Origin of the sequence: Prevotella sp. KH2C16 (assembly GCF_900113305.1) — a bacterium.
Lineage (GTDB): Bacteria > Bacteroidota > Bacteroidia > Bacteroidales > Bacteroidaceae > Prevotella.
This window is the reverse complement of the sequence record NZ_FOOW01000013.1, coordinates 63,004-75,576: the sequence shown is the minus strand read 5'-3', so window position 1 is coordinate 75,576 and position 12,573 is coordinate 63,004. Positions and strand designations below refer to the sequence as shown.

Sequence of the window (12,573 nt, the reverse complement as noted above, 5' to 3'; positions counted from 1 at the left end):
ACAGCAGAGGTAGTACTCCTTGAAGTTTCTGTAAGTACCGAAATGGTAGCATACCAAGATTGTCATAATCTCACTCTCGGATAGCCTGCCCTTGCGGTTACGGTAGCGCTTCCCATCGCCATCATGAGAGGGCAATGGGAGGTTTTGGGCCAGTTCTGCATTCAAATTCTTGTCAAACTCATCGATAATACAGAAAATTTCTGTAACTTTGTCCTTGGTAATCATCGCTTGGTTGTTTTGTAACTTGTTGATTTTCACCTATAAAGGTACAAAATATTGGCGAGATTACCAACTTTTATAATGCTTTTCTTATCCCGAACTCGCGTATTTTATAATGTAAATAGAGAGGGGAGGCAGTCTGGGCATGGGAGGCGCTGAGGCCGCCCGCCCGCGCGTTCCCGCTCTCTCGATGTCGTGTTTAGAAATTGCTGTCCCATATCTGGGTGAAGGGCTTTGCCGGAGCCACATCGTCGTCGCCGCCTATATAGCCGGAGCCGCCCTCGTGATTGGAGTTCGCATCCCAGTTGCCACTCCCGCTGTTTTCGGGATCCGGCGTGGTGGAAGTGCAGATGAAATTACTGATTTCAGCACTCAGCATGTCGCACTGAGGCTTAAGGTAGGTTTTCCTACAATCTTTTACCAAAATCTTCATGTCGTATTGTTTTATTTTAGTTTATGGACGGTTCGCCTGAGTTTTCTCAAAGTTCAGCTCCGCTCCATGTCCGTGTAACTCTCTAATTCGTCTTCGCTAAATAGTGAAAGCGGCGCAAAAGTATTTTTTTTTTCGAACCGCCAAATTTTTTAACGAGATTTAATAAAAAAATCTGGAGGGAAAACAATGGCGGAGAGAGGTTTTCCGCATTTTATAATTTTGTTTCGAAAATAATTATTATCTTTGCGGCAGGAGCCTATCTTTGTGGCAGGAGCCTGAAAGCCGGGTTGCCCAGGCCGCTAACTTATACGACGACTAAAGAATAATAATTCTATATAAAAAGAAACTTATGAAACGAATCTTACGCTTCTTGGTGCTGCTGTCCGTGCTCGTCCCGCCGCTGCAGGGACTTGCCGACACGGCCACATTCGACTTCTGCACCGATCAGGGGCTCGAAGCCCTGGGGATCGCGAAGCCCGACCCGAACAAGGGGACGAACCTGACGGCTCCGGCCTACACCGTGGGCAGCGTCAGCATGTCGTACACGAACGGCAGTACCGCGACCCGAGTATGGAACAGCAAGGGTCAGACCGACCTGCGCTTCTATGCAAAGGGCGGCGGCAGCATCACCTTCAGCGTGCCCGAGGGGCAGCAGATCACGGCCGTCTCCTTCACGGGAACGCTGAAGAGCACGGCCAATGCGGGGAGCCTCGCCGGCACGGAGTGGACCGACGGCGGCACGGCCGCCGGCTCGGTAACCTTCACCGCCACCGAGACGAACAAAATCAAGACCGTCGTCATCACCTATTCGGCCTCCGAGCCTGCGCAGCCCGTCTTCACGGTGAACAGCATCGGAGAGCTCAAGGCCCTGCAGAGCGGCAGCCGTGCCACGCTCCGCCTCACCGACGGCGACGAGGGCAGCATGGCCCGCGTGCTCTATGTATACGGCACGGGCGACACCCAGGAGGCCTATGTGCGCGACCAGACGGGAGCCGTGTGCTTCTACGGCATCAACCCCAATGTGCCCTTCGCCTGCAACCAGCACCTGGCCGGACAGATCACGGGCGAGTATGCGCTGGAGAACGGCGTGCCCCGCTTCAAGGCCGTCGACGGACTGACCAACACCTCGCAGCTCGTCATCGCGGCTCCCGTAACGGAGCCTGAGGTGCAGCCGCGAGAGACCGAGGCGGCTGACTATGCCGCCCATGCCGCCGACTGGATTCGACTGAAAAACCAGCACATCAACGCCGACGGGCTCTCCACGCGGGAGGGCATCACCGTGCACAACCGATTCGGCATCACGGCCGACGCCGGCAAATATGCCGAGCCCTATGCCGGAGCCGTGGTCGACCTGGCAGGCATTGCCGTGCCCGACGGCGACAAGCAGGAAGTGAACCCGATGCTTGAGAACAACCAGCGCCCCGTGGTCTTCGTGCTCGATGAAACCGAGCCATTCACCTCGCCCGGCGCCGACATGTCCGATGTGGCCGTGCGCCTGAACCGCACGCTCACCTCCGACCAATGGAGTTCGTTCGCCGTGCCCTTCGACATCGAGGAGGACGACTTGCAGGAGGCCGAGATAGCCCGCTTTACCGGTACCGTGGAGGGCAGCACGCTGATCTTCGAGAAGGGACTGACCCGCATCGAGGCCGGCACGCCCTACCTCGTGAAATGGGACGCGGAGAACCCCGCCTATGAGGGCGTAACCCTCAAGGCCGCGGAAGCCCGGACCGTGAGCTCGGCCGACGGAGCGTATAGCTTCGTGGCCACCTACAGTCCGGCCACGCTCGCCGCCGACAAGACCGAGCGCTACCTCGCCGCCGACGGCAGCCTCTCTTATCCCGCAAGTGGTGCCGACCCTGCCGCACGGCTCAAGGGTCTGAACGCCTACTACCGTGTGCCTGCCGTGTCGGATGCCAAGATAGCCTTCCTTGGCGACCCCACCGGCATCACGCTCCCCACGGAGCAGAGCCAGCCCCGGCAGCTCAAGGTGTATAGCCTTGGCGGACAGTACCTCGGCAACAGTCTCAGCAGACTGCCCAAAGGCGTCTATATCGTGAACGGTCGCAAGCTCATCATCAAATAAGACGGAGGACGGCAAGATGAAGAAACACTTACTCATTTCGCTCGCCCTGCTCCTCAGCATGGGAGCCGCGGCGCAAGACCAGAAGCAGACACTCACCGTTACCACCCGGCACGGCGATGTGCACACCTATATCAAGGGCGAGACCATGGACAGCCTCCGCATCATCGACGGCGTGGGTATCAAGGTATATCCCACGGGCACCAAGGTGTCGGTGGACTACCTCTTCTCGCAGATCACCTACACGTTCACCGACGAGCCTGGAACCAACCCCAATCCCGAACCGCAGGGCGACAACGCCAACCGCAACACGGCCGCCGACCTGCTCCGCAACCCGGAGGGATGGAGGCTGGAGTTCCCGCGCTTCTATCAAGGCTCTAACACCACCTTCGAGGTTACACACACCACGACGGAGGGCGGCGAGCGGATGATAAACTACTCGCTGGAGTGGGACGGCACGAAGAAGGCCAACCGATGGACCTGCTACGAGATGTACGACGAGATTATGCAGCAGAATGTGAAGCGCATCGACGACTTCCGTCAGGATCACGACATTCCCTCAGGCATGCAGACCACCCTCGACGACTACAAAGGCAGCGGATTCAGCCGCGGGCATCTCTGTCCGTCGGGCGACAGGGTCTACTCCCGTGCGCAGAACAGCCAGACCTTCTTCCTCAGCAACATGCAGCCCCAGATACAGGGACACAACGGCGGCGTGTGGCAGCAGCTCGAAGGCAAGGTGCGCTCGTGGGCCGGCAAGTGCGACACGCTCTATGTGGTCAAGGCGGCCACCATCGACAAGCCCGAGCACATCTGCACCGACGCCGACATCAGCTACATCGCCCAGAAAGAGGGCAAGCCGGCCTCCAGCCTCAACTTCCCCGGCCTCGTGCCCAAATATTTCTACATGGCGCTGCTGGCCTACGACAAGCAGTCCGACACCTATCGCGCCGTGGGCATCTGGTCGCCCCACTATAATGGCAGCCAGACCGAGTACATCACCGTAGAGGAACTGCAGACCCGCACCGGCCTCGACTTCTTCTGCAACCTCGACGACGCCATAGAACAGGCCGCGGAAGCCACGGTGGACCGGGCTTTCTGGGGAATATAAGGAGTAAGGAGTAAGGAGTAGGGAGTAAGGAGTAGGGAGTAAGGAGTAGGGAGTAAGATTCATTACGCTCCGTTGATTGTCCGGAAACTTTCACATTCTGCCCGACTCTAAAGTAAAAGGCCGTTAGAAGCGTTGCTCCTGACGGCCTTTTGCTCTCCTCTTAGCGGCTAAAAGCCTTCCTTTTAGCCGCCTTTTACTTGACCTGTCTGAAAAGAGGAAGGAGTGGGGGGTGCTCTCTCTTCTCCTCCTCAAGAGAGGGCTGGTGTGAGGTGTTCATTCTTTTCCCCTTGTATTTTTCTTTTTACGGTATTTTATTATCTTGAAGTGAACCCCGAAAGTTAGACAAAAAAACATTCGGGTTTTATTATGCAAAAGAGAAAGAAGCATGGTTATGCAGAATGTCTGCATTACATGCAAATGATCGAAGCAGGAACATCCATACATGCTATTCACATGAAGTATGGCATAAATGAAGACCGCCTTCATGTTTTATGGGATCGCTATCAGTCAGAAGGGCGTTCAGGTTTATTTAAGAGAAAGAATATCAAGGCAGATTTTGCATTAAAGAGAGAAATCGTGCTTGATATTGAAGAAAATCACTTAACTTTACACGCAGCTTCGCTCAAATATGGAGCCAGCCCCCAACGAATATCAGTATGGTTACAGCAATACAGAACGGACGGCTTGGCAGCTTTGAACAGCACTAAAAGGCGAGGGCGACCAACAGGCATGGGAAGACCCCAAAAGAACAGCAAAGCGCTCACAGAGCTCGAAAGGCTTCGCAAGGAAGTACAGGAGCTCAAGACAGAGAATGCTCTGCTAAAAAAAGTGAGAGCCTTAGTCGAGGAAAGGAATGCCCGACTACGCGAGATTGGGCACGGGCCATCGAGGAACTAAGGCGAGAGGGATATCCCCTGCAGTATATGCTGCATAGGATGAAGATGGCGCGTTCTGTATTCTATTACCATATATCGCATATGGAAGACAGAGATGGATATGATAGTATCAGGAGGCATATAAAGCAGATATATGGCAAGAACCATGGCAGCTACGGGTACAGGCGAATCTGTATGGAACTGCGCAACGAAGATATAGTTATTAACCACAAGACGGTACAGAGGCTGATGAGTCAGATGGGACTTAAGGCAAAGACCAAGAAACGGCACTATCACTCCTATAAGGGGGAGATAGGCAGGATTGCCCCTAATGTGCTGGAACGTGATTTTTGCGCAGACAGACCTAACCAGAAATGGGCCACGGATATTACACAAGTATGCATAAATGACAGAAAGATGTACTTGTCACCCATATTGGATATGTTTGATGGCGGAATTATATCTTACACTATTTCTACCAGCCCAAACTTGCAGATGGTCATATCTATGCTCAAGAAGGCTTTTAAGAAGTGCCCACAACTGGATGGCCTCATAATCCACTCGGATCAGGGCTGGCATTACCAGCATGGCATGTACCAGAAGATGCTTAAAGACCATGACATCACACAAAGCATGTCACGCAAAGGCAACTGTTTGGATAATGCAATGATGGAGAATTTCTTTGGTCTGATGAAGAACGAACTCTTATATGCCAACAAGTTTGAAAGCATCAGGGAGTTTGAAAGGGCATTGAGACAATATATAGACTGGTATAACAATAAAAGAATAAAATTGAGGTTAAAAGGAATGAGCCCGGTACAATACCGAGCTCACTACTATAGAGAGTTGAATCATTAATATTTAATTTAATGTCCAACTTTTAGGGGGCACATCAAATGAACCGCACCCCTATTTCAGCCCATAGCTGATCGAAGGATTCCTGCCACATTGTGCGATAGTCCCGTCCTGCAGGGAGGAGAGGAAACCCTATACCGAAACCTCAACAGTCCCCACATCAAGTAGTTCTCTTAAGTTAATGAAACTCAAATCCTTGTTTTTACTAAATTCGGCTTCAAGAGCTTTTACCCATGACTCAAGCAAGTTTTCACGGTCATAATTAAAATCCCAGAAATCTTGAATATCTGTTAATAATTCCGCGTCTGGATTGCTAAGAAGTACTTTAATTTCATCAATATACTTTATCAACCGGCCTACTATTGCGGGATAGCACCTGTCTAATTTCTTTCCATTATAAGATTTTACAGTACCTCCCGCAGTAAAAGAATCACGCATATTATAGCATATCATGGAATAGCGGTCGCATAACCAGATGGCAACAGGCTTGAAACGCTTATCAGAATCAGAGTCAAACAATGTCGGGAAAAGAGCAAACAACCGGGGCATCATAGCCTCCTTGGCAAAAGAGCTCAAGTCATTATAAAAAGACCAATCCACCCCCGTCTGCTGTCCCATCCACCAAGGCATCTCGTTTTGGCTCAGATTCTCGTTTCCCCGCAATTTCGCCTGTTGAAGATAATATTTCCTGACATAAGAGATTTTCTCATTCTCCGGGAGATGACGGAACTCTTCGTAATCAGTATTCATTTTGGCGAAGATGGTCTGCTTTTCGCCTAATTGCATGTCAATGAGATATCGTGGAGAATGGGTAACCGCAATACTGCTTAAACACCTTTGATAGGGTTTACACCGGAATTCCGGCTGCCCGCCTAATTTTCCGAATAGCATATAAATCCTCTCTATGCCAGAACAACGGGTAGATTCAACTATACTACTTCCCGTTGAAGTCCAAGAGTCTTTTTGAGTCGACTTTATTTCTACACCATAAACCGTATTATCAAGAATAATATCAGGAAAAGAGTGCCCGGAGACGAGGTCAATCCTTTTGGGGTCTATAGAAAGACAGGGAGCAACTTCCCGCATAGATTTGAAGGATAGTTCTTCCACATCACCTCCGCTCATCCTCCCATATGATTTCGGATTTCTTATTGCTCGGTCATTCATGTATTTAATGGCTTGGGACATTAAGTCAGCAACTATTTTGTCTTCATGGTTCATCCCTTCCATGTCGAAAGATACAAATCTTTGTTCTTGTTCCATACTAACCAAAATATTTAGACCATAATTCTTGTATTCTCATAGCTATATTGTATGCCAAGACTGGAGGAACGGCATTGCCAATTATCTTATAGGCCCCGGAAGAACTTAAACTATATCCACGACCATTTCTTTTTTTAATGACAAATTGATAATCTGGAGGGAATGTTTGTATCATGGCACATTCCCTTGGTGTCAACCTTCGTTCTTTAAGCCCATGCCCCAGTTCGTTTAAATGTGTGCCCCCATGCTCCATAGATAGCCTCCTGAATTCGATATTTCCATGATGCTCAGAGCGGATGGTTGGTCCCAACCCATCTAATTTTATCTCTACTTGCCCTTGGCTTCCATTAGCTAAATACTTAGCACGAGAGAAAACCTGTTGAGATGGATCAACAGAATCCTCGGGTTCCTTTAAATCTTTCAACACATCATAAGTCGTTACTGGCGGCAAAAGGCTATTGTCATCAAGTAGATAATCATGAGTAGGTAGTGGATACGGATTATAATCCGCAGGAATTTGATCAGACTCTAAAGCCTGTAATGCTTCTGGCTCCAACGCATCTCTTCTTATCCCAATAAAAATGACTCGTTCGCGGGTTTCTGGAACACCATAGTTACCTGCGTGTAATACTTGAGGTGGAAGAACTATATACCCCCCCCCATCAGCACTCGCAAAATCATGTTGGATGATATCCTTTACATTTCCCAGATTCACTAAGCCCTTAACATTCTCTGCTATAAAAATTTTCGGATGGACTATATCTATAACTTGCTTCATCCAGAAATACAGCTTTCCCCTGCTCTCCTCCGAAGGTGCGTCGACAGTCCTTTTCTTACCCATATCATCTTTTTGAGACTCAAAACCCTTGCGTTTTCCCGCAACACTAAAATCTTGACAAGGAAATCCGCCTAAAACGACATCGACACTATCCGGGAAAATTTTAACTCCAGCCCTATGCAATTTAACAAGTTCCACGATACTGCCCAGATGATAAATTGCGGGAGAGTAACCAAATCGAGACATATAATTTGTCCAACCGACTTCTGCTTCTTGTAAAATGTCATTTGCGAAAATTGTTTTAAAGCGTGTCTTTTTTACTAACACCCAATCCTCATTGATATCACTTTCTATCTCAAACTTAGGACTTATGGATTTCTTATTTGCGATAAAGCAACCTTCAAAGCCCAGATCCATACCTCCACACCCTGAAAAAAGTGATAAAACCTTTAAAGTGTCATCTTTTTCTATATTATCACAATCTTCAAAAATCAAGGGAATCTGTGCCTCTGCGACAATATCAGATTCAGGTGTGATTGCTGAATATTTTATTTCCGCCATGAATATATCCTTTTTTTCACTTATTTGCTTCCGCAAAGATAGTGCTTTTTTATTTGATTATAGAGAGTTCTAAAGGATTTTTACTATTTTTGCAATAGAAAAAAGGTATCTACGAATGGCTATATCAACTGTAAACAGACACAAAATCATGGCGGCAATCCATAGCAAGGGCACAAAACCAGAACTGATTGTTAGGCATTACTTGTTTGCTGAAGGATTCAGGTATCGACTGAATTCTGCCCGATTACCTGGACATCCAGATATTGTGCTTCGGAAATACCGTACCTGCATTTTTGTCAATGGCTGCTTCTGGCATGGACATGATTGCAAGGAATTCCGTACGCCAAAGCACAACATTGACTTTTGGCTCTCAAAAATTAAACGCAACAAACAACGAGACTTGATTGTACAACAACAATTGGCAAAAATGGGATGGCATTGCATTACTATCTGGGAATGCGAGCTGACAAAAGAAAATAGGGAAAAGACCTTGACATCTTTAGCCTTTACATTAAATCATATATTCCTCGCTGACCATAAAATCCATTATCCACCAGTTGAAGAAGACGAGCGAATGGATATGGCTGCAGAGCCTACGATAGACATAATGAAATAACTTCGCCTTCGCCCGTTTTTCCCTTAGGAAATGGAATTCTAAGAGATTAAAGGAGGGGCTATTGGCACTTATTCTTACCTCTCTAACTCTCCCCAAGGGGAGAGAACTCCTTCCCCTTGGGGAACCATAGGTCATCGACCGAGTGGGCGATGTCGGCGCAGCCGGTGCGGCGGACCAACGAGGGAGATTTGTGTTAAAATAAAGTTAATGTTTAGGACATACTTTGTTTGTCTTCTTTTTTATATTACATTTACGCAATTACTCTAAACACCTGTAAATTAAATTAAACCGACGAATATCAAGTGAAAGAAACATGCAATTGTCCAAGCATTGAGGGATGACTCGCTCAGACAGGACGACATATGAAGTAAAAAATGTAATGAATAGCTTATGAAACATCTTTTTTTATTAGCGGCAATTGCCACAGGCTTGTGTTTCTGCGGAAGCTTTTACGAGGTTTTTGCCCTGCCGGCTGCAGGAGAGAGTTCTAATCTACCCCTATCGAATATGAATGGGGATTCATCTAAAAGGACACAAACCAATTGGACACCTCATAACTATAAAGAACTACTGGACAGAAAGAAGGAACTTCTTGAAAATGGGGACTTTATGGTAATGGACCTATGTAGTGAACTAAAAGGTATGGGAATGTCTTATGATCACATCCTTTTGAGAGGGACAAGCCCGTGGGATCGCAGAAATCACGGACGAATTTATATTACAAAAATTGTTTTTTATGAAACTTATCCCGCTTTGGTTTCCAAAAATGACACGATAAGAACCATGGAGGTCTCCATCAAAGAAAAGGTCGACTTAGTGGAGACTTACAAGAAATATCCTGATGGTATAGAGCCGGGAATACTTGAATTTACGGTTACAGACTACAAATTCGCGAATAGAGTAAAAGATTGGTGATATTGGGATCTATAGCATTTAGTATTACAGAGGAAGAGCATTGGCGTTTGATTTGAGAAGTGGGATATATATAGAGTTTGACACCTATACACTCCATTGGGACAAGGGACTGTGCATGGTCAAGTGTATAAAGGAAAGTAAAAGGTGGCTAAAAGGAGAGTAAAAGGCCGTTAAAAGGAAAGCTTTTAGCCGTTAGGAGCAATGCTTCTAACGGCCTTTTACTTTGCCCCCTGAGAACAGGGGGAGAGGTTCTTCGGCTTTGAAGGTTAAGAAAAGGCCGCGGAGGCCTCATGCCGACAGGGCCCAGAGGAAGAGCAGGAGCAGCAGGACGGCCATCAGCGTCCACCTGACATACCGGTAGGCCCGCTGGATTCTGCGGGCTTTCTCTTCGTCCATGGCTTTTTTCAGGTATTATAGGGTACGACGCTCTCCACCTCGTCGGTGAACTTCTTGGTGGCCCGGAGCTGATGGCGCATGATGCTGAGCAGCATCTGGCTCTCCTGGATGAGGTTCAGGTAGACGATGGCCACCTGATAGTTGCGGTTGTTCTTGGCCAGCTGTATGCGGTCGATGTGCCGCTTGCGCAGCCTGGAAATGTCGTTCTTGAGCTCGTCGGCCTCCGCCATGATGTTGCGATAGCCTGAGTAGTTGCCCGTGATGAAGTAGTTGCGCGTCTTGTCGAGCAGGCTGTTTGTCTTCTTGATGACGGGCTCGAACTCCCGGAGGTATTCCCTGGGCAGGCGGTTGAAGTTGTTGTCCACATGGTTCTTCACGGGCTCGAGCATGCGCTTCATGCAATAGATGTATTGCTCCGCCGAGTTGATGCTGAGGTGATACCATGTGTTGCGCTCCAGGGCAATGTCCTGGCTGATGTAGCGCAGTCCCACGATTTCGCGGCGCCGCAGCCGGGCCAGCCGCCGCTGCTGGTCGTCGAGGCTCCGCCTCACGCCACGGAGCATGCTCACGGAGTGTCCGGCGAATCCCGCCGTGATGTTGGCAAACATCTTCATCGTGAACTGGATCATCTCCGCCTGGGTGGAGACCACATGCTGCTTGAGCAGCTCCCAGGCCAGCTCGGGGCTCTTCGTCCTTACCAGCGCCTGGAAGGTCTCGTCCTCCGGCTTTGCCCGGTGCTTCTTCTTATAGGCCACATTGCTGCGCCAGAGGATAAGGGCTACGAGGACCATGAACAGGCCCTTTGCCGGGAAGCCGCCGAAATACATGCACGCCGCCACCACGGCGCAGACGGTGAAGGCAATGGCCGCCGTGAGCAGCCATCCGCCTACCACGCTCAGCACTCCCGTGATGCGGTAGACGGCGTTCTCCCTCCCCCATGCCTTGTCGGCGAGCGAGCTTCCCATGGCCACCATGAAGGTAACATAGGTGGTAGAGAGGGGGAGCTTCTGCGTGGTGCCGAGTATGATCAGGATGGCCGAGATGACCAGGTTCACGGCCGCCCTCACCTCGTCGAAGGCAGCCCCCTGCGGCAGGGAGATGTCCGCCGTGTTGAAGCGCCTGGCCAGTATATTGCGCAGGGAGCGGGGGATATAATGTTCGGTGCGGTCTATCACGCCCTGGCTCATCCGCACGATGCCGCGGGCCGCGCCCGAGGAGCCGAAGAGCTCGTCGCCTCCGTCCTGCGCGGAGAGGTCCACGCTGGTCTTGATGACATTGCGGGCCTTCTTCGAGGTGGTCATGGCCACCACCATGATAGTGGCAGCGAGGGCGAGGAAGGCCAGCGGCGAGGAGGCCGACGACTCGAGGCTCGTCATCATATACTCAGAGGCCTGCCCCGCGCCGTTGGCGGCATAGTCTTGCCAGGCCGACAGGCCGGCGAGCGGCACGCCGATGAAGTTTACCAGGTCGTTGCCGGCAAAGGCCAGCGCGAGCGAGAAGGTGCCCAGCAGCACGACCACCTTCAGCACATTGACCCGCAGGAGATAGAGCACTTCCGAGAGCAGCACGCTCACGATGAACACTCCCGCGGTGAGGCTCGTGAAGTGGGAGTCCACCCAGGCCCTGTCGGCGGCCGACACGAAGGAGGCCGACTTCAGTCCCTGATAGAAGATGAAGAACAGCATCACCGTGATGGACAGGCCCCCGAAGATGCCGATGCACCACTTCATGTGCTCCTTGTACTTGAAGGTGAAGGCCAGGCGCGCCAGCCACTGGACTATGGTGCCCAGGAGGAAGGCCACCAGCACGGAAAAGAAGATGGCGGCGATCATCTTGAGCGCAGAGCCGGTGTTGAGCAGCTGGGTGAACTCCAGCTCCGGGTCGCCTGCAATCTTGATCCACGCCAGCGCGAAGGTGCCGCCTATCAGCTCGAACACCATGGACACCGTCGTCGAGGTGGGCAGGCCCATGTTGTTGAAGATGTCGAGGATGATCACATCCGTAACCATCACCGCCATGAACACCGTGATGGCCTGCTCGAAGGTGAACTGCGAGGGAATCATCACTCCGTGGCGGGCCACATCCATCATCCCGTTGCTCGTAACCGCGCCGAAGAACACGCCCAGCGCGGCTATCAGTAACACGACCCGGAACGACGCCACCTTAGAGCCGATGGCCGAGTTCAGGAAGTTAACGGCATCATTGCTCACCCCGACCCACAGGTCGAACAGCGCCAGGGCCCCGAGGAAGCAAATGATAATTACATAAAAAATTTCCATAAAAACCTAATATAACTTTTTTTGTTGAAAACTTCGTGCTGTCTTTTCGGTGGCAAAAGTACATTTCCGATGTTACAGCATATTTACACAGATGTTATAATTCTGTTACAATTCTCAGAAAATCGTCCCCCATGAGGGTGGAAAGCGAAAAAAATAACTAAATTTGCAGACAACATCAAACACTTGTGA

Annotated in this window: 9 protein-coding genes and 2 pseudogenes; 6 read left to right on the top strand and 5 right to left on the bottom strand. The window is 50.2% G+C overall.

Annotation, left to right across the window (positions count from 1 at the left end):
- A pseudogene (locus BM114_RS09615) lies at window positions 1-225 on the bottom strand (IS982 family transposase); the annotation flags it as partial.
- 193 nt (window positions 226-418) lie between these two features.
- Window positions 419-652, bottom strand: a complete 234-nt coding sequence (locus tag BM114_RS09610; protein WP_143089301.1) for a hypothetical protein — start codon at window positions 650-652, stop codon at window positions 419-421.
- 349 nt (window positions 653-1,001) lie between these two features.
- On the opposite strand from BM114_RS09610, the gene BM114_RS09605 reads away from it, so the two are divergent.
- The 4 genes and pseudogenes from BM114_RS09605 to BM114_RS09590 form a co-directional block, all read left to right on the top strand.
- Entirely contained in the window at window positions 1,002-2,738 is a 1,737-nt protein-coding gene (locus tag BM114_RS09605; protein WP_092112842.1) for a hypothetical protein, read from the top strand.
- Window positions 2,739-2,754: 16 nt separating this feature from the next.
- Complete coding sequence (locus tag BM114_RS09600) at window positions 2,755-3,846, top strand: DNA/RNA non-specific endonuclease (RefSeq protein WP_092112840.1); 1,092 nt, start codon at window positions 2,755-2,757, stop codon at window positions 3,844-3,846.
- 366 nt (window positions 3,847-4,212) lie between these two features.
- Window positions 4,213-4,743 carry a helix-turn-helix domain-containing protein gene (locus BM114_RS09595; RefSeq protein WP_092112838.1) on the top strand — a complete coding sequence of 177 codons (531 nt, stop codon included), beginning with the start codon at window positions 4,213-4,215 and terminating at the stop codon, window positions 4,741-4,743.
- Window positions 4,728-5,579 (top strand): annotated as a pseudogene (locus BM114_RS09590) (IS3 family transposase); the annotation flags it as partial. The gene BM114_RS09595 and the pseudogene BM114_RS09590, both read left to right, overlap by 16 nt.
- Window positions 5,580-5,708: 129 nt before the next feature.
- On the opposite strand, the gene BM114_RS09585 reads toward BM114_RS09590, so the two are convergent.
- Both BM114_RS09585 and BM114_RS09580 read right to left on the bottom strand, forming a co-directional pair.
- Window positions 5,709-6,839, bottom strand: a complete 1,131-nt coding sequence (locus tag BM114_RS09585; protein ID WP_092112834.1) for a hypothetical protein — start codon at window positions 6,837-6,839, stop codon at window positions 5,709-5,711.
- Between the two features lies 1 nt (window position 6,840).
- Window positions 6,841-8,178: a DNA cytosine methyltransferase gene (locus BM114_RS09580; RefSeq protein ID WP_092112832.1), complete on the bottom strand. Its 1,338-nt coding sequence runs from the start codon at window positions 8,176-8,178 to the stop codon at window positions 6,841-6,843.
- A gap of 115 nt (window positions 8,179-8,293) precedes the next feature.
- Between BM114_RS09580 and BM114_RS09575 the strand changes: the two genes are divergently transcribed.
- Window positions 8,294-8,794: a very short patch repair endonuclease gene (locus BM114_RS09575; protein WP_092112830.1), complete on the top strand. Its 501-nt coding sequence runs from the start codon at window positions 8,294-8,296 to the stop codon at window positions 8,792-8,794.
- 390 nt (window positions 8,795-9,184) lie between these two features.
- The gene (locus tag BM114_RS09570; protein WP_092112829.1) at window positions 9,185-9,709 is read left to right on the top strand and encodes a hypothetical protein; all 525 of its coding nucleotides are present in this window, start codon (window positions 9,185-9,187) and stop codon (window positions 9,707-9,709) included.
- 404 nt (window positions 9,710-10,113) lie between these two features.
- Here the strand turns inward: BM114_RS09570 and BM114_RS09565 are convergent, their stop codons facing one another.
- A complete protein-coding gene (locus BM114_RS09565; protein WP_092112827.1) occupies window positions 10,114-12,384 on the bottom strand; it encodes an inorganic phosphate transporter in 2,271 nt (756 codons plus the stop codon).
- Window positions 12,385-12,573 lie beyond the last annotated feature (189 nt).

Excerpts from the sequence above, each read along its gene's own strand:
- BM114_RS09585 (WP_092112834.1), bottom strand. The coding sequence starts at position 6,839 with ATGGAACAAGAACAAAGATTTGTATCTTTCGACATGGAAGGGATGAAC.
- BM114_RS09595 (WP_092112838.1), top strand. The coding sequence starts at position 4,213 with ATGCAAAAGAGAAAGAAGCATGGTTATGCAGAATGTCTGCATTACATG.
- BM114_RS09605 (WP_092112842.1), top strand. The coding sequence starts at position 1,002 with ATGAAACGAATCTTACGCTTCTTGGTGCTGCTGTCCGTGCTCGTCCCG.
- BM114_RS09610 (WP_143089301.1), bottom strand. The coding sequence starts at position 652 with ATGAAGATTTTGGTAAAAGATTGTAGGAAAACCTACCTTAAGCCTCAG.
- BM114_RS09565 (WP_092112827.1), bottom strand. The coding sequence starts at position 12,384 with ATGGAAATTTTTTATGTAATTATCATTTGCTTCCTCGGGGCCCTGGCG.
- BM114_RS09575 (WP_092112830.1), top strand. The coding sequence starts at position 8,294 with ATGGCTATATCAACTGTAAACAGACACAAAATCATGGCGGCAATCCAT.
- BM114_RS09600 (WP_092112840.1), top strand. The coding sequence starts at position 2,755 with ATGAAGAAACACTTACTCATTTCGCTCGCCCTGCTCCTCAGCATGGGA.
- BM114_RS09580 (WP_092112832.1), bottom strand. The coding sequence starts at position 8,178 with ATGGCGGAAATAAAATATTCAGCAATCACACCTGAATCTGATATTGTC.
- BM114_RS09570 (WP_092112829.1), top strand. The coding sequence starts at position 9,185 with ATGAAACATCTTTTTTTATTAGCGGCAATTGCCACAGGCTTGTGTTTC.